The organism is Ruegeria sp. I1, assembly GCF_056532675.1.
Genome location: NZ_JBQFNM010000003.1, coordinates 99,434 through 121,845, shown reverse-complemented (window position 1 = coordinate 121,845; position 22,412 = coordinate 99,434). Strand labels below are relative to the sequence as shown.

At 57.7% G+C, this 22,412-nt stretch carries 19 protein-coding genes; 5 read left to right on the top strand and 14 right to left on the bottom strand.

The window, feature by feature from the left end; translation table 11 throughout:
* Positions 1-4 precede the first annotated feature (4 nt).
* From ACR0DH_RS07210 to ACR0DH_RS07185, 6 genes are all read right to left on the bottom strand, one after another.
* On the bottom strand, positions 5-772 hold the full coding sequence (locus ACR0DH_RS07210) for an SDR family NAD(P)-dependent oxidoreductase (RefSeq protein WP_480544032.1): 768 nt from the start codon (positions 770-772) through the stop codon (positions 5-7).
* On the bottom strand, positions 772-2,481 hold the full coding sequence (locus ACR0DH_RS07205; RefSeq protein WP_480547993.1) for an IlvD/Edd family dehydratase: 1,710 nt from the start codon (positions 2,479-2,481) through the stop codon (positions 772-774). The genes ACR0DH_RS07210 and ACR0DH_RS07205 overlap by 1 nt, the downstream gene beginning before the upstream one ends.
* Before the next feature lie 12 nt (positions 2,482-2,493).
* The gene (gene melA / locus ACR0DH_RS07200; protein ID WP_480547992.1) at positions 2,494-3,834 is read right to left on the bottom strand and encodes an alpha-galactosidase; all 1,341 of its coding nucleotides are present in this window, start codon (positions 3,832-3,834) and stop codon (positions 2,494-2,496) included.
* A 23-nt stretch (positions 3,835-3,857) separates the two neighbouring features.
* Complete coding sequence (locus tag ACR0DH_RS07195; protein ID WP_480547991.1) at positions 3,858-4,706, bottom strand: carbohydrate ABC transporter permease; 849 nt, start codon at positions 4,704-4,706, stop codon at positions 3,858-3,860.
* A gap of 1 nt (position 4,707) precedes the next feature.
* Positions 4,708-5,634, bottom strand: coding sequence for a carbohydrate ABC transporter permease (locus tag ACR0DH_RS07190; RefSeq protein WP_170736103.1), 927 nt, complete (start codon positions 5,632-5,634; stop codon positions 4,708-4,710).
* Positions 5,635-5,728: 94 nt separating this feature from the next.
* Positions 5,729-6,988 carry an ABC transporter substrate-binding protein gene (locus tag ACR0DH_RS07185; RefSeq protein WP_170534866.1) on the bottom strand — a complete coding sequence of 420 codons (1,260 nt, stop codon included), beginning with the start codon at positions 6,986-6,988 and terminating at the stop codon, positions 5,729-5,731.
* A 140-nt stretch (positions 6,989-7,128) separates the two neighbouring features.
* On the opposite strand from ACR0DH_RS07185, the gene ACR0DH_RS07180 reads away from it, so the two are divergent.
* The 4 genes from ACR0DH_RS07180 (at position 7,129) to ACR0DH_RS07165 (ending at position 12,294) form a co-directional block, all read left to right on the top strand.
* Complete coding sequence (locus ACR0DH_RS07180) at positions 7,129-7,935, top strand: IclR family transcriptional regulator (RefSeq protein ID WP_480547990.1); 807 nt, start codon at positions 7,129-7,131, stop codon at positions 7,933-7,935.
* Positions 7,932-8,990 (top strand): ABC transporter ATP-binding protein, encoded by a 1,059-nt coding sequence (locus ACR0DH_RS07175; RefSeq protein ID WP_480547989.1) that lies wholly within the window; start codon positions 7,932-7,934, stop codon positions 8,988-8,990. Before ACR0DH_RS07180 ends, ACR0DH_RS07175 begins: the two co-directional genes overlap by 4 nt.
* Positions 8,991-9,221: 231 nt before the next feature.
* Positions 9,222-11,435 carry an NADP-dependent isocitrate dehydrogenase gene (locus ACR0DH_RS07170; protein ID WP_480547988.1) on the top strand — a complete coding sequence of 738 codons (2,214 nt, stop codon included), beginning with the start codon at positions 9,222-9,224 and terminating at the stop codon, positions 11,433-11,435.
* Between the two features lie 130 nt (positions 11,436-11,565).
* Positions 11,566-12,294 (top strand): formyltransferase family protein, encoded by a 729-nt coding sequence (locus tag ACR0DH_RS07165; RefSeq protein ID WP_480544040.1) that lies wholly within the window; start codon positions 11,566-11,568, stop codon positions 12,292-12,294.
* Here ACR0DH_RS07165 and ACR0DH_RS07160 read toward each other — a convergent pair.
* Together ACR0DH_RS07160 and ACR0DH_RS07155 are read right to left on the bottom strand one after the other, a co-directional pair.
* Positions 12,291-13,364: a hypothetical protein gene (locus tag ACR0DH_RS07160; RefSeq protein ID WP_480547987.1), complete on the bottom strand. Its 1,074-nt coding sequence runs from the start codon at positions 13,362-13,364 to the stop codon at positions 12,291-12,293. The two genes, ACR0DH_RS07165 and ACR0DH_RS07160, sit on opposite strands and share 4 nt — an antisense overlap.
* Positions 13,365-13,528: 164 nt before the next feature.
* Positions 13,529-13,951 carry a GtrA family protein gene (locus ACR0DH_RS07155; RefSeq protein WP_480547986.1) on the bottom strand — a complete coding sequence of 141 codons (423 nt, stop codon included), beginning with the start codon at positions 13,949-13,951 and terminating at the stop codon, positions 13,529-13,531.
* A gap of 247 nt (positions 13,952-14,198) precedes the next feature.
* Here ACR0DH_RS07155 and ACR0DH_RS07150 point away from each other — a divergent pair, with 247 nt between their 5' ends.
* Entirely contained in the window at positions 14,199-15,626 is a 1,428-nt protein-coding gene (locus ACR0DH_RS07150; RefSeq protein ID WP_480547985.1) for a pectate lyase family protein, read from the top strand.
* Positions 15,627-15,723: 97 nt separating this feature from the next.
* Here the strand turns inward: ACR0DH_RS07150 and asnB are convergent, their stop codons facing one another.
* The 6 genes from asnB to ACR0DH_RS07120 are packed head-to-tail and all read right to left on the bottom strand — an operon-like array spanning position 15,724 to position 22,215.
* Positions 15,724-17,658, bottom strand: a complete 1,935-nt coding sequence (gene asnB / locus ACR0DH_RS07145; RefSeq protein ID WP_480547984.1) for an asparagine synthase (glutamine-hydrolyzing) — start codon at positions 17,656-17,658, stop codon at positions 15,724-15,726.
* Positions 17,659-17,670: 12 nt separating this feature from the next.
* The gene (locus ACR0DH_RS07140; RefSeq protein WP_480547983.1) at positions 17,671-18,792 is read right to left on the bottom strand and encodes a glycosyltransferase; all 1,122 of its coding nucleotides are present in this window, start codon (positions 18,790-18,792) and stop codon (positions 17,671-17,673) included.
* Positions 18,793-19,971, bottom strand: a complete 1,179-nt coding sequence (locus ACR0DH_RS07135) for a DegT/DnrJ/EryC1/StrS family aminotransferase (RefSeq protein WP_480547982.1) — start codon at positions 19,969-19,971, stop codon at positions 18,793-18,795.
* Positions 19,972-19,985: 14 nt separating this feature from the next.
* The gene (locus ACR0DH_RS07130; RefSeq protein WP_480547981.1) at positions 19,986-20,681 is read right to left on the bottom strand and encodes a PIG-L deacetylase family protein; all 696 of its coding nucleotides are present in this window, start codon (positions 20,679-20,681) and stop codon (positions 19,986-19,988) included.
* Complete coding sequence (locus tag ACR0DH_RS07125; RefSeq protein WP_480544048.1) at positions 20,678-21,592, bottom strand: methionyl-tRNA formyltransferase; 915 nt, start codon at positions 21,590-21,592, stop codon at positions 20,678-20,680. Before ACR0DH_RS07125 ends, ACR0DH_RS07130 begins: the two co-directional genes overlap by 4 nt.
* Entirely contained in the window at positions 21,589-22,215 is a 627-nt protein-coding gene (locus ACR0DH_RS07120; RefSeq protein WP_480544049.1) for a sugar transferase, read from the bottom strand. The genes ACR0DH_RS07125 and ACR0DH_RS07120 overlap by 4 nt, the downstream gene beginning before the upstream one ends.
* Positions 22,216-22,412: the final 197 nt, after the last annotated feature.

Here is a 22,412-nt window from a genome sequence, read left to right as displayed (position 1 = left end):
ATCCTCACCCCGATACCACCACGCCACCATCGACGGCCATACACTGCCCTGTCATGGCGCGGCTTGCGTTTGAGGCCAAAAACAGCGTTGGTGCAATCATGTCCTCCGGTGTTAGATGTTCTTTCAGACACTGGCGGTCCAGATGGGCAGCCAGATCCTCGGGCGTGGCCCACATATCAAGTTGTTTCTGCGTCAGGACCCAGCCGGGGGCCAGAGCGTTCACGCGGATGTTTTGCGGGCCCAATTCGCGCGCCAGCGACCGTGTCATGCCCGTGATGCCCGCATTCGAGGTTGTGTAGATCGGATAGCCCGCATTGCCCATGATATAGCTGATCGAGCTGAAATTGACGATCGCACCGCCTTTGTCCTGCATCTGGCGTGCGGCTTCTTGGCAGGCAAAGTAATAGGCTTTGAGGTTCACCTCGATCATCCAGTCCCAGAACTCGGTTGTGGATTCGTCTAGCGAATGACGTTTGTCATTGGCCGCGTTGTTGATCAGTACATCCAAGGGACCATGTGCCTCGGCTGCCTTTTGCATTGTGGCATGCAGCAGTTCTGTGTCGGTCATATCACCCTGCATAAACAGCGGCGCGCGCCCGTGTTTCTCGCGCATCTCCTCGACAAAGGCGCTAGCATCCGAGCGGCCGATGAAGGCCACGTTCGCCCCTTGCGCGAGAAACCCATCGGTCAGCGCCGCACCAACGCCCGAGCCGCCGCCAGTGATATAGACCGAGGCCCCGTTCAGATCGTGGAATGTAGCGGGTTGGGTCATCAGTGGCTCTCTCTGGTCACAAGGCGGGTGTCTTTGCCGACAAGGAAATCAAGATCAGCGCCCTGATCGGCTTGCAGAACGTGGTCGACATAAAGTTTCGCATAACCGCGGGTATAGTGAGGTTCGTCCGGTTGCCACGCGGCGCGGCGGGCGTCCAGTTCCTTTTCATCGACCAGCAGTTCCATCTCGCCCTTGCTGGCCGAGATACGGATGCGGTCACCGGTTTTGACCAGCGCCAAGGTGCCGCCCGCCTGCGCTTCGGGGCTGACATGCAGGATGACGGTGCCATAGGCAGTGCCCGACATGCGCGCATCGGATATGCGGATCATGTCGCGCACGCCTTCTTTCACCAGCTTTGCCGGGATCGGCATGTTGCCGACCTCAGGCATGCCGGGATAGCCCTTTGGGCCGCAGCTTTTTAGGACCAGAATGGTCTCGGGTGTCACCGGTAGATCGTCGCGGTCGATATTGGCTTTGAGGTCTTCGATGTTCTCAAACACATAGGCCTCGGCCTCTGTTTCGAGCAGTTCGTCAGTGGCTGCCGAAGGCTTCACGATGGCCCCGTTGGGTGCAAGGTTGCCGCGTAGAACACGCAAGCCTGCTGCAGGTTTTACCGGATCGTTGAAGGCGCGGATGACGTCGGTGTTGAAGCATTCAGCCCCATCGTAATGGGCCGAGATGTCCCTATTCAAAACTGTCTTGGCCGGTCGCAGGAAGGATTTGAGCTCGTTCAGAACAACTGGCACACCGCCTGCATAGCAGAAATCCTCCATCAGGTATTTTCCCGAAGGCATGCAGTTGACCAGCAGTGGGATGTCCGACCCAATTTCAAAGTCTTTCAGGGTTAGATCCACACCGACACGACCCGCCAAAGCCAACAAGTGGACCACAGCGTTGGTCGAACCGCCCACAGCAGCGTTCGCCAGAATGGCGTTCTCGAATGCTTCCTTGGTCAGAATGTCCGACGGTTTGAGGTCTTCGTCCACCATCTCGACAATCCGTTTGCCGGTCAGATGCGCCAGCGCCATACGGCGCGCATCGACGGCAGGCAGGGCGGCGTTGGTGGGCAGGGACATGCCCATCGCCTCGACCAGCGAGGCCATGGTGCTGGCTGTGCCCATGGTCATGCAGACACCTGCACTGCGGGACATCCCGGATTCGGCGTTCATGAAATCTTGCAGGGTCATCTCTCCGGCCCGGACGGCCTCGGAAAACTTCCAGACATCGGTGCCGGAGCCGATGTCCTGACCGCGATATTTGCCGTTCAGCATCGGTCCTGAACTGACAACGATTGAGGGCAGATCGACCGAAGCGGCACCCATCAACTGCCCCGGTGTGGTCTTGTCACAACCGCCCAGCAGCACGACACCGTCGATGCCATAGGCGCGGATCGATTCCTCGACATCCATCGCCAGCAGGTTACGAAACAGCATGGCGGTGGGCTTCATCTGGGTTTCGCCTAGCGACATGACCGGGAATTCGACCGGGAAGCCCCCGGCCTCCCAAACGCCACGTTTGACGCCCTCGGCCAGATCACGCAGGCCCGAATTGCAGGGGGTTAGCTCGGACCAGGTGTTGCAGATGCCAATAACTGGACGCCCGTCAAAGGCGTGGTCGGGAAAGCCTTGGTTCTTCATCCACGATCGGTGGATGAAGCCATCCTTGTCGAGTTTTCCGTACCAATGCTGTGAACGGCGTTTCTTCGTCATATGCGGGGCCTTTCAAGCGGCGCGGGCCGGGCGGCACCAATCCGGCAGCCAGTCGGCATGAGCTGTCAGCAGGTCGGTGACAAGGCTGCGGATTTGCCGCAAGTCCAGTTCGGCGGCGGTGTGCGGGTCCATCATTGCGGCGTGATAGATGTGTTCTGGGTTTTGCTCAACCAGCGCGCGCACCGTCAGTTCCTGCACGTTGATCTGGGTCCGCATCAGGGCGATCAATTGAGGAGGGATATCGGCAACCACCGAAGGCTGCACGCCGTTGCTGTCTACCAGACAGGGGGTTTCGACCGCGGCACCCAAAGGCAATTGTGGGATTTGGCCATTGTTGGGCAAGTTGCCATAGGCCACATAGGGCGCGTCGGTGACGATGGAGTTCATCAGGTCGGCAGCGAATTCATGGCTGCGGCAGACTTCGATATCCCGACCATCGGTCAGTGTCTTGGCTTGTTCTTTCCAGCTTTCAACCTGCTCGATGCAGCGGGTGGGGTATTCGTCCAGCGGGATCGAGAACTGCTCGATCAGATCTTCGCGTCCGTCCTTGATGAACCACGGAACGTATTCGGCAAGATGCTCGGAGCTTTCGGTACAAAAGTAACCAAGATGATCCATTACCTCGTACCGCACCTTGTTGGGGCAGCGGGGCATCAACAGTGGAGCTTTGGGCAAGCGCCCGCTGGCATATCCTTGTCGCAGAGCCGGGTAAAGGTCGCGGCCCTGATGTTCCAGTTTCAGGAAGAACGCGACGTGATTGACGCCCGCGACCTTGTAGCGGAATTCATCCTTGGGCAGGTCCAGGTCATGGGCCAGTTCTTCGACGGTATTCTGGACCGAGTGGCAGAGGCCAACATGCTTCAGGGTCGGGAAACGTTCAGCCAGCGCCCATGTATTGATCGCCATCGGGTTTACATATTGCAGCAGTGTCGCGTTGGGGCAGAGCTGCATCATGTCGCGCGCGACGTCCCACAGAACCGGAACCGTGCGCAATCCGCGCATGATGCCACCAATACCCAGCGTATCAGCGATAGTCTGGCGCAAACCGTATTGTTTTGGGATCTCGAAATCGGCGACCGTGCAAGGCGTGTACCCGCCAATCTGGAAGGCGGTGATCACAAAATCCGCCCCGTCCAGCGCCGCGCGGCGGTCGGTGTGTGTGGAAACGGTCGCACCCGTGCCGACCGAGCGGATCATAGCGCGGGCCACGGATTCGCTTTCGGCCAGACGTTCTGGATTGATGTCCATCAGCGCGAAATGGCTGTCGGCCAGCGCAGGGGTGAGCAGCGCGTCGCCCACGATATTCTGCATGAAGATCGTGGAGCCCGCACCAATGAAGGCGATCTTTGTCATTGAGGCAAACCTTTGGTTTGACGTTATTTTACGGCACCGAGGGTCAAACCCGCGATGAAGTGTTTCTGCATTAGAAAGAACATGGCCACCGGCGGCAGGGCCGCTACGATAGAACCGGCACTCATCAATTGATAGGCGGCGCGGAATTGCGCGTTGAAACTGGTGATGCCTGCGGTGACAGGTTGGCTTTCTGCCCCTTGGGTCAGCACGACAGCCCAGAAGTAATCGTTCCAGATGAAGGTGAAAATCAGCACGCTAAGCGCGGCAATTGCAGGCTTCATCAGCGGCAGCACAACGTACCAGAAAATGCGCCATTCGCTGATGCCCTCGACCCGTGCGGCCTCGATCAGTTCAAAGGGCAGGGCGCGGATGAAGTTGCGCATAAAGAGGGTACAGAACCCGGTCTGGAAGGCGATGTGGAAAAGCACAAGCCCGGTTTTTGTGTTGTAAAGACCCAGCTCCAGCGTCAGGTCGCGCACAGGTACCATCAGAATCTGGAAGGGCACGAAGTTGCCCGCAACAAACATGAAGAAAATCCAGAGGTTCGATTTGAACTTGTAGATCCCCAGCGCAAAGCCGGTCATGCTACTGAGCGCCACGCACCCGATCACCGTTGGCACCGTGATCAGGAATGAGTTCATCAGATAGCGCGGCATATCCGAGTTGAAGAAGACCTGCCCGTAGTTGAACGCGCCCTCAAAGCTGGAGGGCATACCCCAGTAGTTTGCGTTGGTGAAATCCGCGGCGGGTTTGACCGAGAACAGGGCAACCGCCAGAAGTGGCCCTAGCCACAGTAGCAACGCCAATGGCAGCATGGCCTGATAGGTAATCTGCGCCGCTCGGGGTTGTTTTTCGATGGGTTTGGGAAACATCTCAGTGCCCCTTTTCTTCGCGGTACATCGACCAGAGGAAGTAGGCGATGAAGCAGAGCATGATCAGGAACAGGATCACCGCGATGGCAGCGCCATATCCCATGCGGAAGCCATATTCGGATAGGGCGACTTCGAACATGTAGTAGGCCAGCACGCGAGACGATCCAAAGGGACCGCCCTGGGTCATGATCGAGATCAGGTCGAAAGACCGCAATGCGCCGATGATGGTGACAACAAAGGCGATGAAGGTCGCAGGGCGCAGTTGCGGAAGGATGATATGCCACAGCATCCTGCCGCCTTTCGCACCGTCCAGCCGTCCGGCCTCGATCTGTTCAGGGTCGACGGCATTCAGACCGGTCAGGTAGAGGATCATACAATAGGCCGTCTGCGGCCAAAGACCTGCAAAGATGATGCCGTATGTCACAAACCTCTCATCGCCCAGTACGTTGAGCGGGCCCATGCCAAAGAAGCCAAGGAACTCGTTCAGCAGACCGAAGGTTGGGTCGTAGAACCATGTGAAAACGAGGCCGACAACGACCTGAGAAATCACGAAGGGGAAGAAGAACAACGATTTATACAGACGGATGCCCCAGACCGTCTGGTTCAGGAACAGGGCAATGAACAGGCCCGCCGGGATTGCCAGCAAGTAAAGGAGCAGCCAGATCAGGTTGTTTTTCAGCGAGATATAGAATGCATCCCGATCAACCCATTCCCAATAGAGGTCCTCGTAGTTGCGGAAGCCCACATATTCCGCCGCGCCCAGCCCGTCCCATTCATAAAGCGACAGGTTGAAGGACTGGAAAACCGGGATGATCACATAGACCATAAAGAACAGCAGACCCGGGGCCAGAAACAGCCACGGCGCGATGCGCTGTTGGTTGCGGTGGAACCAGCTTTCCTGTTCTGGAGCGTCTGCGGCGATGGTCATGTCGGCATTCCGGGCTTGTTGTGGTGAAGGCGGGCCGACGCCCGCCTTGCGATAGCATTTTGGGTAGGCCGGGCTTCAGCCCGGCCTGATCCGTTTAGTTGTCGTAGATGCGCTGGCGCGCTCGTTCCAGTTTGGCCAGAACACGGTCAGCATCGTCCGGCTTGACCATGAACTCCTGGAAACCTTCCATCGACACTTTGGCCATTTCCGCAGGCGCGTCACGATCCCAGAACTGAGCAACGCCGCCTGGGCTGTTCGACGACAGCATGGTGAAGCCCTGCTGCAGGAACTTGTCGTCATCCACCGAGGATTGCGCATTCACAGGCAGCTGACCCAGGTTTGCACCATTGTTGATCTCGGTCTGTTCATCGGCCGAAACAACGAAGCGCAGGAACTCGCGCGCGGCTTCCTTGTTCGAGGCGTTGGCCGGAATGTGGAAGGTGTCGGTCGGTGCGTCTTCTGCCAATTCGACATCGGGGTTGATGGCAACGAACTGATAGAAGTCCAGTTGATCATCGGTCAGACCTGCTTCGCGCAGCGGCGCTACAGCAAAGTTGCCCATCAGGTACGCAGTGGCTTCGCCGTTGACCATGAAGGGCAGGGCCTCTTGCCAGCTATAAGTCTGGTGGTTGTCGATGAAAGCACCCATGTCGATCAACTGCTTCCAGTTGGCGAAGGTCTGCTTGACCCGGTCGTCTTCCCAGCTGATTTCGCCATTGGCCAGCTGATTGTGGAAGTCATAGCCATTGGTGCGCATGTTCAGGTAGTCGAACCAACCACCGGCGGTCCACAGGAACTTGGTGCCAATGGTATAGCAGGCACGGCCGGAGTCGACGATCTTCTGGCAGTTCGCCAGTTCTTCTTCCCAGGTGGTCGGCTCGCTCAGGCCCAGCTCATCAAAGATGTCTTTACGGTAGTAAACGCCCCACTGGTAGTAAGTATACGGCACGCCCCATTGCTTACCATCAATGGTCATCGCACCTTTGGTCGAGGCAAGGTTATCAGCAATCTCGGGCTCGGCCCAAAGGTCCGAGACGTCTTCGAACAGACCAGCTTCGACATAAGGCTTCATGCGGTTGGCCGCGTACCATGTTGCCACATCAGGCGTGTCCGCCGTCAGGAAGTTGCGGATTTGGGTCTTGTAGGCTTCGCGGTCGATCACAGTTGTCTCGATCTCAAGCCCCGGGTGCTCGGCCGCAAACCGCTCGATCATCGCCTCCATGGTCGCACGCGGCGCCGGGTTCGATGTATCGAGGAAAATCCGCAGCTCGCCGGTCAGCTCGGCCGCAACGGGCGCAGCAAGTGCCACACTAGCCGCTAGAGCAGCCGCAGTGCGCTTGAACATGGAATGCATGGTTTCCTCCCTTAAGCTTCCATTTTGGTTTCATATATTGAAACCTAGTTTTATATATTGAAAACTACACATCGACTCGGCTAGTCTTGTCAAGACCCTCGTGAGGATGGAGAGGGTCAAACGGAGGAGATCTCGCACCCGTGGCAGGTGACGGAACAATAGGCAAAGCATGTGATGTGCTGGATCAGGTGGCGTCGTTCGAACGCCCGGTTCGGTTTGCGGAACTGCTGGACCGCAGCGATTTCCCCAAGGCGACGCTGTACAGGTTTTTGCAAAGCCTGACCAATCAGGGCATGCTGTCTTATGACCCGGATCGGCAGACCTATACCCCCGGTCTGCGGCTGGTGCGTCTGGCCCATGTGGCCTGGACGCAAAGCTCTCTGGCCCCAATCGCGCGGCCATTCCTGGATTCTTTGAGCCGGGAAACAGGCGAGACAGTGCATCTGGCACAGCTCGATTCCAGCCAGGTTTTGTATGTCGACAAACGCAACGCCGCGCAGCCGGTCGAGATGTATTCGCAGGCCGGCAAGGTCGGACCAGCCTATTGCACAGGTGTCGGTAAAGCGATGATGGCCTTTCTAGGAGAAGAAGCGCTGAACAAGGCGGTGTCCCAGCAAAGCTATCACCGTTTCACCGACAAGACGTTGACGTCCGAAGCGGCCCTGCGCGCTGATCTCGACCGTATTCGCGCGCGCGGTTTTGCCGTCGATGACGAAGAACATGAGCCTGGCATCATCTGTATCGCTTGCCCGATTCTCACGACCGGTGGGCGGATGTTGGGTGCGATTTCTGTGACCGGCTCAACCGACCGTATGAATTTCGAACAATTGGAAGCCTGGGTTCCCCGGGTTCGGCGCGTTGCCGAACAGATCGGGGCCGAGGCACAGGCGTGGCGGTTCCCCGAGACCCGCCCGAACACTCTGGACGACAGGATGCAAGGGACATGACAGGTGTAACTCTGAACCAAACGATCAAACGATATGGCCAGACTCAGGTCATTCACGGCATTGATCTGCAGATCGAAGATGGAGAGTTCTGTGTGTTTGTCGGCCCCTCGGGCTGTGGCAAGTCCACTTTGTTGCGGATGATTGCGGGGCTTGAAGAAACGTCCGAAGGTCAAATCCATATCGGTGCGCGTGAGGTGACCCATATGGATCCGGCCAAGCGCGGCGTGGCAATGGTGTTTCAAACCTATGCGCTTTACCCGCACATGACCGTGGCCGAGAATATGGGGTTTGGCCTGCGCATGAACGGTGTGGCCAAGGGTGAGATCGACAAGAAGGTTCAGGAAGCCTCGAACATCCTGAAGCTGGATCAATACCTGAAACGCAAACCCAAGGCCCTGTCCGGCGGTCAGCGTCAGCGCGTGGCCATCGGACGCGCGATCGTGCGCGGCCCCGAGGTGTTTCTGTTTGACGAACCACTCTCAAACCTAGACGCCGAATTGCGGGTTGAAATGCGCGTGGAAATTGCCCGTCTGCATCAGGAAATCGGGGCCACGATGATCTATGTGACCCATGATCAGGTCGAAGCGATGACTATGGCCGACAAGATCGTCGTTCTGCGCGACGGCCGGATCGAGCAGGTAGGAGCCCCCATGGACCTATACCGCGATCCCGATAACCGCTTTGTTGCCGGTTTCATTGGCTCGCCCGCAATGAACTTCCTAGTATGCGACTATGCCGATGGCCATGTCACGCACCCCGCACTTAGCCAGCCTTTGCCGGTCTCCGCATCGGTTCCCGCTGGTCTGTCCAAGGTGACATTGGGTATGCGGCCTGAACATATCCAGATCGACCGTTCAGCCGAAACCTGTACGGTTGATCTGACCGAGGCGCTGGGTGGGGTCTCTTATTCCTATTTGCTGACGCCAAATGGCGACAAACTGATCGTCGAAGAACGCGACGACCAGCGCAGCTCCACCGGTGAGCAGGTTGGCATCACGGTCGATCCCGAGCGGGTTATGGTGTTTGATCCTGAGACGGGGCTTCGGTTTAGGTAAGCAGCCGGCCCGTTGCCTGCATCCGACATCCTCCGCGACGTGATCCTGCCACCCGTGGCAAAACGCGCGCCCATGGGTGATTGATTCCAATCCAAACCTCATTTATGGGAGGCCCTGTCAAAACAGAGTCACCCAGGGGCGATAGCATTGATCTGCCCCTCTCGCGCCGCGATGATGTGGCCACAACTCTTGGATCGCACGCCCCGAAAGGCTTAAAAAAGGTAAAAGAATATGGCAGATAAATCGAACTTCGACATATTGTATACCATTGTAGACGAAGCGCCCGAATTGGCCAGCGCGTCGTTTCTGCCCATCATTCGCAAGTTTGCCTCGGCGGCGGGTGTCAGCGTTGGCACCAAGGATATTTCGCTGGCGGGCCGTATTCTAGCGACGTTTCCCGAGAACCTGACAGACGCGCAGCGCATCACCGATGATTTGGCCGCTTTGGGCGAGCTGGTGACGACGCCGGATGCGAATGTGATCAAACTGCCCAACATCTCGGCTTCGGTCCCTCAGCTGGTGGCGGCCATCGAGGAACTGCAGTCGCAGGGCTATGACATTCCGAACTACCCCGAAGAACCCTCAACCGACGAGGAAAAGGCGATCCGTGCGCGCTATGACGCGATCAAGGGCTCGGCCGTGAACCCGGTTCTGCGCGAAGGCAACAGCGACCGCCGCGCGGCGCGGGCGGTGAAGAACTATGCCCAGAAGAACCCGCATTCGATGGGCGAGTGGTCCTCGGACAGTAAAACCAAAGTGTCGTCCATGCCGGGCAACGATTTCTATGCAAACGAGAAATCGGCCACCATCACTGCCGCTCAAGCCGGCGATGCGAAGATCGAATTTGTCGGCAAGGATGGCAGCGTGACCGTTCTGAAAGACGGCTGGCCGCTGGCTGAGGGCACCGTGTCCGACGCGACCTTCATGTCGGTCAAGGCTCTGTCCGCGTTCCTGGCTGACGCTATCGAGGACACCAAGACAGACGGCACCATGTTCTCGCTGCATATGAAGGCCACGATGATGAAGGTCAGCGACCCGATCATCTTTGGCTATGCGGTCAAGGCTTGGCTGGCCCCGGTGTTCGAGAAATTCGGTGCCGAGCTGGACGCGTTGGGCGTGAACCCAAACTCAGGCCTTGGTGATCTGCTGGAGCGTGTTCAAGGCAACGCCGACATCATGGCCGCCATTGACGCGATCAAGGGCGACCGGCCGTCGATGTATATGGTCGACAGCGACAAAGGCATCACCAACCTGCACGTCCCGTCGGACGTGATCATCGACGCCTCGATGCCCGCCGTGATCCGCGCGGGCGGCAAGGGCTGGGACGAGACCGGTGCCAAGGGCGACACCAATTGCGTGATCCCCGACCGCTGCTATGCGCCGGTTTATGATGAATCCATCAAGTTCTTCAAAGCCAACGGCGCGCTGAACCCGGCAACTGCCGGAGCCGTGGCCAACGTGGGCCTGATGGCGCAGAAGGCCGAAGAATATGGCTCGCACCCGACCACATTCCAAGCCCCTGCTGATGGCACCATCCGCATCGTTCTGGCAAATGGCGAGACGCTGCATTCGCACGACGTCGAGCAGGGCGATATCTGGCGGTCCTGCACTGTCAAGAAAGCCCCGATCGAGAACTGGATCCAGCTGGCCATGGACCGTCAGCGCCTGACGGGGTCCGAAGCTATTTTCTGGCTGGACGCCAACCGCGCCCACGACGCCGAGCTGATCAAATACGTCAAACCCGCGCTTGAGGCGGCAGGCGTGGCTGACAAGTTCCAGATCATGGCCCCGCGCGAAGCGACCCGTCAGTCGCTGGAGACCATTACTGCGGGCAAAGACTCGATTGCCATCACAGGCAACGTGCTGCGCGACTACCTGACCGACCTGTTCCCGATTTTGGAACTGGGCACTTCGGCCAAGATGCTGTCGATCGTCAAACTGATGAATGGCGGCGGTCTGTTCGAAACAGGCGCCGGCGGCTCGGCCCCGAAACACGTGCAACAGTTGGTCGAGGAAAATCACCTACGCTGGGATTCGATGGGTGAATTCTGCGCCTTGGGTGAATCGCTAAACTTCCTGGCTGATAGCAAAGGCAACGCCAAGGCCGGCGTGTTGGGCGCAGCGGCCGAGGCTGCAACCCAGGGCATTCTGGATAACAACAAGTCGCCCAGCCGCAAAGTTGGCCAGCCTGACAACCGCGACAGCCATTACTGGTTCGCCCGCTATTGGGCCGAAGCGCTGGCAGCGCAAAGTGACGATGCCGATCTGGCCGCAGAATTTGCACCGGTTGCCAGAGAACTGGCGGCCAAGGAAGAGCAGATTCTGGCCGAACTGGCAGCGGCCCAAGGTGCTGCGGCTGATCTGGGTGGGTATTATCACACCGACCCGGCAAAGGCGGCAGCTGTAATGCGCCCCAGCGCCACGCTGAACGCTATCATTGACTAAACAAACAGGCCCGCGCCAAACCGGTGCGGGCCTTTCCAAACCTGCCCTAGAGCAGGCGATTTTTGTATGTCATAGTCCCGACCAACAAGACCCCAACAAAGGCGGGGCGTGATTTGGACGCGTGGACGTGATGACGAACGAAACTCAGCAAAAGACCCATACCAATGGCGCCAAAGTCCTGTTCTTTGGCCGCGAGAATTGTGAAGGCACCCAAAAGGCGCTGGAATTTCTGAACTTTGCAGGCTTTGACGTCAGCTATGTTGAATCCAAAGGTCTGGGGCAGGGCCTGCCGACCTGGGTGCGTGACTGGCGGGGTGAGTATATCTTTTGTTTTCGCAGCTACTTTATTCTGGATCAGGCGATGATCGAGGCGGCCTCGGTCGCTGCGATAAACTTCCATCCGGGCCCGCCGGAATACCCCGGCAGCGGTTGTATCAACTTCGCGCTGTATGAAGGGGCGGATCAGTATGGTGTGACGGCCCATCTGATCAACACCAAGGTCGATAACGGTACGATCATAAAAGCGTTGCGGTTTCCGTTATTGCCAAAGGATGGGCTGCGATCTGTTCTGGCGCGTACGCATCTCTATCTCTACCACCTGCTGCAAGAGGTGATTGGTGGGGTCGCAGCCGGTGGCGAAACTTACCTCGCGGATCAGATCAAAGCCTCGGTCAACGAAGCCTGGCGCGGTGAGGCGCGCAGGATGAAAGAGCTTTCAGCCATGCAGCAATTGCCGGTGGATATTGACGCCGAGGAGTTCGAGCGCCGCCTGCATTCTATGCATCTGCCGGAATACCCGCTGCATATCGTTTTGCATGGGCGCAAATTTGCGCTGCAGGGTGAAGCTGATGAGGCCTAAGGGCAGGCGACATTGGCTGGATCGACATGCATGCGATCCACAAATTCAGCATCCGGGGTAAACGCGGCAACGTTGCTGTCCTGAAGGAATTGGGCTACCAGATTTGCCACTGCAAAACTGCCAATTTCCCGCAGATGGTGGTCCGGTGTGCCGTACAGCTCTGCTGTAGGTAGGTTCAGATCTTCGGATATCTCTATAAGGCCCGGTTTCAGGTTCAGATAGGCAAATCCGTTCTGTTCAGCCGCCTCCGCTATCAGGTGACGCACCGCGTCAGAATAGCCAACCGGGTCATCCCGGAAGGTGATTGTATCCTTGCCCAGGAATTCCGAGATATCGGGCAGTGAAAATACAATCAACTCTGCGCCTTGATCTGCGACGGACTGCGAAAGGTCCGCAAGGGATTGAAGCAAAAGCGTCTCTTCCATCTCGTTCGGTACCGACGGGTACAGGTTCTGATCAAACAGCGCGTTTTTGAAACTCAGTACCAGTTTGCCGACGTATAGCTTTGCAAAGGCCCGCTTCAGTCTCTGTGTAGCCGTCGGCTCACGCGAGATCGGCTTTGGGTTTTGCTGCCACTTTTGGAACCGTATGTTGTCGACCAGATCATTGCGATTGAAGATGAACAATAGCACCGTTTCATGCTGTATTTGGCTTTTGAACTCATCATAGGTCAGCGCGTGTTGCAGCGTGCCGTGGCCGCCGGTGCCCAGATTGACAAAATGTGTATCTGCAGACCATTCGGACAATAGGGCAGGGATGGTTTCCGTCTCGTCAGATAAGCTGCCGCGAATGAAGGAATCCCCAAGCACGATCACACGCTCTTGCCCATCACCTGGGTCGAACACACCGCGAAAGCCCTGTTCGTTGATCTTGACGAATGTGGCGATTTCGTTGCGGAACTCAAAATAGGACTGGTTGGGCGTTTCGCGTGAGTACACCACCGGATGCGGGATCAGACGCTTTGGCCCACCTGTGCAGAAATAATTCTCGTCATTGACCAGAGGAACATTTGCCAGATCGCGGCTGACATGCGGTTGAAAACCCAAGGGGTCAAAAAGGCGCAGTGCCACTTCAAGCACCGCCAGACTGATCAGCGTACTAAGGCAAATGAGGAAGAAGTTTTTAAACACGAACGGGTTTCCCCAACTGATTAATTTAGTTCAACTGACAAACGGCGTATTCAAGTGGATTAAGCGTACTCGCGTGGCAATATCTGAGTTTTATAGCGGTGAGACTATTTCTGCAAAATCTTTCTCGAAATCAGAAAGTTGATCGTCATCCCGGCAAGTGTCGCAATCGCCAGCGCGATGATCGGATAGGTATTCGCAAACTCTGAGATATAGAGCACTATAAAGAACGTGGTGAAGTTGGTGATCAGGCCCAACTGCATGCCGCCCAGATAGCTGAGAAATTCAATGAAACTGGGCGGGGTTTGGGTTTTAAACGTGAACGTCCGGTTCAAATACCAGGTGAAGGTCACAGACGTCAGGATGGACATGCAGCGCGACAAAAACGTGCCAGCGCCAAGCGTATCCAAGGCCGTAAACACCCCTGCGTCTACGACGAAGGCCAGTGACCCTACGATCGCGAAGGTCAGCATATGCCGGTAGGTCTCATTCGAAATCACGTGCTGGCTCCGCCCAAAATTCTTGTCCATATCCTGCACCGATACGAGGTGAAAGGGAAAGCCCGGAATCCTCGAACTTGCGTCCTGGTTGGTTTGGAAACGCAGTGAGTTCAAAGCGAGGGGGCGGGAGTTTCTCAATCCGATCAATTCTTTGCTGGAAAGTGCCGATGTAATAGGTTTGGGGTGTTAAACCTGACAAGCTACGCTAGGGTCTGTTCCGGAGGGTTGAACAATCCTTTGTGTTTCATATTTCGGTTTCGACATGATTAGGTCCAGCATGCATATTTTCCGCAGTTTCCACCTTAAGTTTCTGAGTTTGCTTGTAGTGATATTGCCGATTGCACCCGGCGCGATAGCAGATGATGCCGACAAGGGGCAGATCGCGTTTCCCGGTGCCATCGGATACGGAAAATACGCCAACGGATGGCGCGGCGGCAGCGTGTACTACGTGACCACTTTGGCCGACTCCGGACGCGGCAGCCTGAGGGAATGCGTGCAGCATCCCGGTGTCGGGCGTGTCTGTGTGTTTGCTGTCTCTGGCACCATCGTTGTCGACAAACAACTCCGTGTTTCGCCCAATACCTATATCGCCGGGCAAACTGCGCCAGGACAGGGGATACAGCTGCGCGTTGGGAACGTGCAATCATCACCGTTGATGGTGTATGATTCACATAATGTCTTGCTGCGCTTCATGAAATTCCGTCCGGGTCCTAGCAAGAAACCCTCGCCGAGTGTTGACGGGCTGGGCATTGAAAGCAGCACGGATGTTTATGTCGACCATGTCTCGGTCTCATTTGGTGTGGATGAAAACCTTGGGATCGGCAGCGAGCGCTATGCCAGCCATGATATCACCATCGCCAACACCATCCTGGCCTATGGTCTGGACAAATCGAGCCATACAGAGCGGCGCCATTCCAAAGGCGCCTTGATTTGCTCGAAGGATGGGGCGGTCTCGGACTGTGGGCGGATTACGCTGACGGGGAACCTGTTTGCCCATAACCGCGACCGCAATCCTGATGTATCTTCAACCGCTCTGGGCCCCGTCGATATTGTGAATAACGTGTTTTATGATGCATCCTCGCAATTTGGCGAGTTTCGGAACCTCTATGGCGACACATGGATCAACTATGTGGGCAACGTGATCCTGCCCGGACCGAGTACACGAAATCGCCCGCGCCCCGCTGCGATCGAGGTGTTTCCGGTTGAGCCCAACAACAAGCTCGAGGTTTTTGCCGACGATAACCTCTATCTGGACAATCGACTGGACATCCTGTGTGATAGGTCGAAACAGGGTCGTGTGGTGGATGTTGCGGCCCGTCCCAATATTGTCTCAAACCCCGCGTTCCCGTTGTCGGTCACTCCCGAACCTGTCTCGGGTGTTTTGGAACATGTGTTGAGCAATGTTGGCGCACGTACGGGGCCGGATCGGGAATTGGACAGTCTGGACCGGTCGATCATTGAAAACGTGAGGGGCTGTGACGGGCACAGGATCAATCACCCGGATGAGGCCGGAGGCTGGCCAGACCTGCCCGAGATATCCGCACTTAATGACCGTGATCTGGACGGGTTGCCGGATGACTGGGAAGAGGCTCGTGAAGGCTTGGATCCGGATGACCGCAGTGACGGCTGGAAAGACCGCGATGGTGATGGCTGGTCAAACCTTGAGGAATATCTGAGCGTTCTGGCAGGCGATCCGCTGCCTTGAAGCCCTTCCAGTTCATATTGAATCACCAATACCCTGCCGCACTTCGCGCTCTCGGGACATTGGTGATAACGTGATGCTTCAAAAAACTGGAAGTGCCTTAGGCCATCCATTCCCGCTGCCAAAAATGGTACATCAGAACCACCCACAAATGCGGGCCCCAGTTGCGGCTGCCTGACAGATGCTCGGACCAGCGTTTTTTCAGCTGCGCCCGGTCTACCGCATCGAAAGTACCATTGTTTGACGCAAAGACATCATTGGCAACGGATTTCAACGGCCCCCGCAACCAATCGTTAAGCGGGATGCCAAAGCCCTGTTTTGGCCGGTCATACAACGCCTTAGGCACACGTTTGTCCAACATGCGGCGCAGGGCGACTTTGCCTGATTTACCGTCATATCGGAGCGTATCCGGCGCGCGCCATGCGGCCTCGACCACGCGGTAATCCAACAGGGGTGCACGGATCTCAAGCCCGACTGACATCGAAGCGCGGTCGGCTTTGACCAGAATGCTCTCGGGTAGATAGAGCTCGGAATCCAACAGCATCATTGTATCGACCGGACCAAGCCCATGCGGCAGGGAATGTGACTGGAAAAGGCCTTGTTCGGACGCAGATGGCGGCGTCCAGAGGGTGAACAGCGCATCATAGCGGCTGCGGAAATCCGGGTGGCGCGCAATTGCAGCAACCTTGGACAGCCGATCCGGTGTGATCTGATCCCGCATCGAGGCCGGGGCCAGCGGTTTCAGCAGCGTCGCCGCTGCCTGCGTCACAGCTGCAGGTGAGGCCGCCAAAACCGAGGCTGCTGGACCGGGTAGTTTCGCACTGATCCGCTCCATCGCCATCATGCGGGCATAGCGTTCATAACCGCCGAACGACTCGTCTCCACCGTCGCCTGACATCACCACTTTCAGCTTTTTACTGGCCAGTTGCGATACCAATAGCGTCGGGAAGGCAGACGGGTCGGCAAAGGGCTCGTCATAGACTTGTGGCAGGGTCTGCAGCAGATCAAACGCCATCTCGGGCGTCGCGGTGACCTCGTGATGGTCCGTGCCCAGATGCTTGGCAATGGCGGCAGCGTAATCGGCCTCGTTCGTCGCGTCATGATCGAAACGGACGGTGAAGCTGGTGACTTTGCGCTCGGACTGCTGCTGCATCATCGCGGTGATCAGGCTGGAATCGATGCCACCCGACAGGAAGGTGCCAACGGTGACATCGGCGACCATACGTTCACCCACTGCCGACATCAGCGCCTCTTCGATCCCGTCCAGCGCCTGTGCCTCATCTGTGTAACGATCAGCCCGAGAGCTCTCGACCCGATCTCGCAAGTCCCAGAACCTGTGCAGCCCTGTCACCAGATCCTCGGCCGAAGATGGGGGTGCATCCAGCTGAACCTCGACCAGCGTACCCGCTGGCAGTTTCATCACGTCGCGGTAGATCGTCAAAGGGGCCGGGATAAAGGCATAGCGCGCATATTGTTCTTGCGCGCGGCGGTCGACCTCGGGTGTTCCAAAAGCCGCATGGGCGCGCAGGGCTTTGAGTTCTGAGCCGAACAGCAGATGGCCGCCCTTCACGCCCAGATAGAGCGGCTTCTTACCCAGCCGATCCCGTGCAAAGACAACCCGGTTTTGTTGCCGGTCGAACACCGCAAAAGCGAACATGCCGTGGGCCAGTTCCAGAGTTCTACGTATGCCCCACTGATCCATCGAGGCCAGCAAAACTTCGGTGTCCGAGGTGCCCCGGAACGTAACGTCCAGATCAATCAGCTTCTGGCGCAGGTCGAGGAACCCATAGATTTCCCCATTGTATACAATGCAGTAGCGCCCGCTGGGCGAACTCATGGGTTGCGCGCCGGTCTCGGACAGGTCGACAATGGCCAGACGGCGATGCCCCAGGGCCACGCCCGTTTCAGGGTCTACGAACATGCCATCCGCGTCTGGGCCACGATGCGCGATGCTGTCACACATCTGCTTCAACGCAGCAGTGCCCGCGTCACGACCGATTGGTTTGAATGCAAGATATCCGGCAATGCCGCACATGGCCCTGTTTTCCTATCCGGTATGCGGGGCGGTCGACGTCCCGGCCTTTGGTGTGGTGCCAAACAAAACCGCATCATAAGACGCAGCGATCGCGGCGAGAGAGTATTGAGAGGCGATGCGATCCCGGGCCGCCACACTGCGCTGCGCGTAAGTGTCGGCGCTCCAGTTCGCGGCATCTGTCAGGGCCTGTCCAAGCCCTTCGGCATCACGGGCTGCTACGACATAGCCTATATCGCCTGTGACCTTTGCCGCGTCTCCGACGTCAGTGGTCACAACCGGGCGACCATAGCTCATTGCTTCGGCTATGACATTCGGGAAACCTTCGGTGCGCGAGGACAGGACGAGAAGATCAATGCTGTTATAAAACGCGGTCATGTCGTGCAGATCGCCGCACAACGTTACGCTGTCTTCGGGTATACCCGCCTGGGCCATCAGCGCGCGTAGCGCTTCGTTCTCGCTGGTCACACCATCCCCGGCCAACCGCGCGGTCAGGTCTGGGATGGTTTGACGCGCGATGGCGAAAGCGCGGAAAAATGTCTCAAAATCCTTTTGTGGATGAAACCGGGCCGCCAGTCCAACCACGCGTGCGGGGCCAGGTCTGGGGGTCGGCGCGTCGGGCAAAAGAAAACCGTTCGGCACGACCGAGGCATTGCTTTGTGCAAATCCGTACTTGCCGTGTTGTTCCAACGCGCGGGTCGAGTTGTAGATGATCCCATCGCAATACCGTGACAGTTTTTGGGAAAGGCGCACGGCGATCCGGGTGCTGCGGGTAAAGGCCGCCGGGTCGTCCAAAGCCTGCCGAACGGTCCAGATCACCGGCACATGGCGCAGTGACAAAGCCTGCGCGATCAGGCCAACAACCATGGCGTGATACATCCAGCACAGCACCACATCGGGTTTGTTGGTCCGGATTAAACGCGCAATCTGCCAGATGGCGCGGGGAAAAGACAAAGGCGACCGGGCCCGCAGCGAGATATACTCGACCTTTTCATTACCTGCCATCGCGCGGCACCGATCTGACACTTCAGTCAGAGCCACCACAACTGCCCGTTCGCCGGAATTTGACAGTAACCGGGCGAGCATCGCTTGCGCTCCGCCCTGAGTCGAGAAATCAGTGACCACGTGCAGGATCATCTATCCGGCTTTCTGCCCTGCCAGGGCCTGATTGCCTACATCAACGATGACCTGTGCAATACGCGCGATGTCTTCTTGCGACCAGCCGGGATCAACCAGAAACGCCAGACTAGTCTCGCCCAGCTCGCGCGCAACCGGCAGGCGTTCAGCGGGGCCGAGCCCCTGTTTGCGGAACGTATCTTCAAGGTAGATTTCCGAACAACTGCCTGAGAAGGCGGGGAACCCCGCCTGCGAGATCTCGGCAATGATGCGGTCGCGCGACCAGCCCGCGGCCAGGGCCTGCGGGCGTACGAAGGCGTAGAACCGGTAGTAGGCATGGGTCACGTTGTCCGGTGGGTTTGGCACCATGAACGCGGGGCAGGTGGCCAAAGCTTCGCCCAGTATCCGGGCATTGGCCGTGCGATGGGCGCGCCAATCGTTCAGACGTTGCAATTGAACGCGGCCCAAAGCCGCCGATGGACCAGTCATACGCAGGTTTGTGCCGGGCCCGGAATCGTGCAACCAGCGGAACCCCGGGGGATGATCGGTGTTAAACACCGTATCGTAACCCTTGCCATGATCCTTGTAGCTCCAGACCCGAGACCAGAGTTCGCGGTCATTCGTGGTCAACAAACCACCTTCACCGCCCGTGGTCATGATCTTGTCTTGGCAGAACGAGAACGATCCGAACGTGCCGATGGTGCCCACGTGGCGGTCGCCGATCATCGAACCATGGGCCTGCGCGCAATCTTCGATCACCCATAGTTCATGCGCTTGCGCCAGATCCATGATCGCATCCATATCGCAAGGCCAGCCGCCCAGATGTACCGGTATGATCCCGCGCGTGCGCGACGTGATCATCGGCGCGATGGTTTCGGCGGTGATGTTCTGGGTCACCGGATCGACATCCGCGAAGACCGGTACTCCACCCTCCAGCATCACGGAACTGGCCGAGGCGATAAAACTGCGCGGGGTGACAATCACTTCGTCCCCGGGTTCAAGATCCAGCACGTGCAGGGCCGCGTCCAGCGTGACCGTGCCGTTGGCCATCGCAATGGCATACGCAGAACCGGTATAGGCGCGGTATTCGTTTTCGAACGCGCGTACATCCGGTCCGGTCCAAGCGTTGACTTTGCCTGACGCCAGAACCCGGCTGACCGCATCTATCTGTTCCTGATCGTATATGGGCCAAGATGCCATTTCGAACTCTCCTGTCAGACCACGGTTCGGACCAAAACAAACCCTTCGGCCGCGTGCCGGTGGACGGTTGCACCGCGCAGGGTCGCCAACGCGCGCAGGCTGTCGACCGAGCGTTCGTGCGGGGCCTGCTTGGCCTGGCTTTCAAACATCGCAAAGGCCGTTAGCTTGCGTTCCAGCGTGTCCGAGATATCGACAAAGATATTCGGAACAAAGGGCGGCGTCAGATACGGCGCGTTCCAGTTGGTCTCGGACAATGTCTCATAGGCTGCGATAGTCGCCGGGTACTTGTCCTGATGCGGACGGCTCGCCACAAGGCTGGACAGAAATGTCAGCTGGTGATCCATGTGAATATCGCCCGGATGCGGCGCAAGGATCAGATCGGCTCCAAGATCACGCACCAGCTTGCCCAACGCGCCATTCAGATCCGAATGCGGTTGTTCCGATAACTCAGCCGCGGTGAAATCCATCCAGTGCGTCTGTGTCACGCCTAGATAGTCATGAGATTTACGCGCCTCGGCCCGGGTGACCTCGGTATCCTCATCCCGGAATTTCGGCGGCTTGGCACGCGTCACCACAACCACGTGCACGTCGCGGCCCGCATCGGCAAGCCGGGCGATCGTACCACCTGCGCCCAGCACCTCGTCATCGGGGTGAGGGGCGATGACCAGGGCAGGTCCGGCCCCGGTGCTGATGAGATCGGTGGTTATCATGACGTTTTTCCTAGTTTCGAATGTATGGCCGGGGGAATATCCGCACCGGACCATTCCAGAATATCAAGGCTGCGCCCATCCCCGCAGGCAACGGTGAAGTTTTGGCCATCAATGTCCTGCACCTGACCGGGCAGGCCGATGTAGTACCCGTCAGGTTCCGAGAATTTGGCCTTTGTAATCACAATCTGCCGACCGTCCGAGCCCTGCGTGAACGCCCCCGGATAGGGCGGGCCCGAAGCACGAATCAGGCACTCGATCTCTTCAGCCGAACGCGTCCAGTCGATCAGGCCGTCTTCTGGCCGACGGCGTGCACAAATGCTGATCCCGGTGGTGGGTTGAGGTTCGCGTGGGATGTCCCCGACGGCGATCTGCTCAAGCAGTGGAGGCAGAAGTCCCGAGATGGCACGCAAAGAGCGATCATAAAGCTCGCGTGCGGTGACGCTGTTCGGATCAACGGCATAGCGCGCCTGAGCCGCAATGGGCCCATCATCCGCACCTTCGCCGAGCCAGAACAGGGACGATCCGACGTTTCGTTCTCGCAGCAACACAGTCCAGGGTATTACTCCACGTCCGCGCAGCTTCGGCAAGGCCGAGGGGTGAAAGCCGATGCACCCCAGCTTGGGGATGGCGCGAAAGGCCGGACCGCAGATTTGCGACCACCCGATGACCATAATCAGGTCGGGCTTCAGGGCCTCGATTTGTGCGATGGTCTCGGGTGCGTTGGTTTTCTCGATATACTCAACGGGCACGCCATAGCGATTGGCCACGACGCTGAGATCGACAAAATCGGAATGCCGATGCGATAGGTGAGGCGGCAATGTCATGACCAAATCGGGTGCATGCCCCGCAGCACAAATTGATACCAACGCGGCGTGGGAGGTTTCGACAGCCCCGACAAATACTGTTTTCATGCGGGCGACCCCTGAAACGAAGATTTTTGTGGCGGATGTTGCTGCAACCAATCCGCGGCGGTCTTAATCCGGTCTGTGCGACGATTCTCGCCGCGCAGCGCAACACCGACGGTTTCTGACATGATCTGCAAATCCAACGCCAATGACCGATGTGCCACATACCACAGATCAAGGCTGAGCTTTTCGGAATTGCTGAGATTGGTGTTGCCACTGACCTGCGCCCAACCGGTCAGGCCGGGCCGAACCGAACAGCGGTACTGCCCTTCGGGACCAAAACTTTCAATCGTCTCGGGCAGCAGGGGGCGCGGACCTACCAGAGCCATGTGACCGCGCAGGATCAGCAGCAATTGCGGGATTTCATCCAGACGCAAGCGACGGATCAGGGCCGTCGCGCGGGTCTGTCTTTGATCATCTGGCAACAACGCGCCATCCGGGCCACGTGCTTCTGACATCGAGCGGAGTTTGAACAGATTGAATTCGCGCCCACCCAGACCACAGCGGCGCTGTGAAAACATCAATGGCAACCCGACAGAGGTTGCAACAATCAGACACGCGACAAGAAAGAAGGGCAGAGAGATAAGACCCAACAGGATGCAGAGTAGAATTTCGGGTACTCTATTCACAGTTCAATCCAACTCAGAACACACGCGGCGCGCCGCAACACTTGAAATCAACAAACAAATCACACGCCAGAGGCAATAGCTAAATCGCCTGGGCAGAGACCGCCTCAATCTGTTCGAATTGGATGTGTTTTGCAAGAAGTCTGCGGCGCTTTGATCGAATCGTGCCGCTTGTGCAGAATGCTGGGAATTTAACGCCG

Coding starts and splice junctions, on each gene's coding strand:
- ACR0DH_RS07135 (WP_480547982.1), bottom strand. CDS start 19,971: ATGGCATCTTGGCCCATATACGATCAGGAACAGATAGATGCGGTCAGC.
- ACR0DH_RS07125 (WP_480544048.1), bottom strand. CDS start 21,592: ATGAAAACAGTATTTGTCGGGGCTGTCGAAACCTCCCACGCCGCGTTG.
- ACR0DH_RS07150 (WP_480547985.1), top strand. CDS start 14,199: ATGCATATTTTCCGCAGTTTCCACCTTAAGTTTCTGAGTTTGCTTGTA.
- ACR0DH_RS07140 (WP_480547983.1), bottom strand. CDS start 18,792: ATGATCCTGCACGTGGTCACTGATTTCTCGACTCAGGGCGGAGCGCAA.
- ACR0DH_RS07170 (WP_480547988.1), top strand. CDS start 9,222: ATGGCAGATAAATCGAACTTCGACATATTGTATACCATTGTAGACGAA.
- ACR0DH_RS07130 (WP_480547981.1), bottom strand. CDS start 20,681: ATGATAACCACCGATCTCATCAGCACCGGGGCCGGACCTGCCCTGGTC.
- ACR0DH_RS07185 (WP_170534866.1), bottom strand. CDS start 6,988: ATGCATTCCATGTTCAAGCGCACTGCGGCTGCTCTAGCGGCTAGTGTG.
- ACR0DH_RS07155 (WP_480547986.1), bottom strand. CDS start 13,951: ATGGACAAGAATTTTGGGCGGAGCCAGCACGTGATTTCGAATGAGACC.
- ACR0DH_RS07205 (WP_480547993.1), bottom strand. CDS start 2,481: ATGACGAAGAAACGCCGTTCACAGCATTGGTACGGAAAACTCGACAAG.
- melA (WP_480547992.1), bottom strand. CDS start 3,834: ATGACAAAGATCGCCTTCATTGGTGCGGGCTCCACGATCTTCATGCAG.
- ACR0DH_RS07165 (WP_480544040.1), top strand. CDS start 11,566: ATGACGAACGAAACTCAGCAAAAGACCCATACCAATGGCGCCAAAGTC.
- ACR0DH_RS07190 (WP_170736103.1), bottom strand. CDS start 5,634: ATGACCATCGCCGCAGACGCTCCAGAACAGGAAAGCTGGTTCCACCGC.
- ACR0DH_RS07195 (WP_480547991.1), bottom strand. CDS start 4,706: ATGTTTCCCAAACCCATCGAAAAACAACCCCGAGCGGCGCAGATTACC.
- asnB (WP_480547984.1), bottom strand. CDS start 17,658: ATGTGCGGCATTGCCGGATATCTTGCATTCAAACCAATCGGTCGTGAC.
- ACR0DH_RS07175 (WP_480547989.1), top strand. CDS start 7,932: ATGACAGGTGTAACTCTGAACCAAACGATCAAACGATATGGCCAGACT.
- ACR0DH_RS07210 (WP_480544032.1), bottom strand. CDS start 772: ATGACCCAACCCGCTACATTCCACGATCTGAACGGGGCCTCGGTCTAT.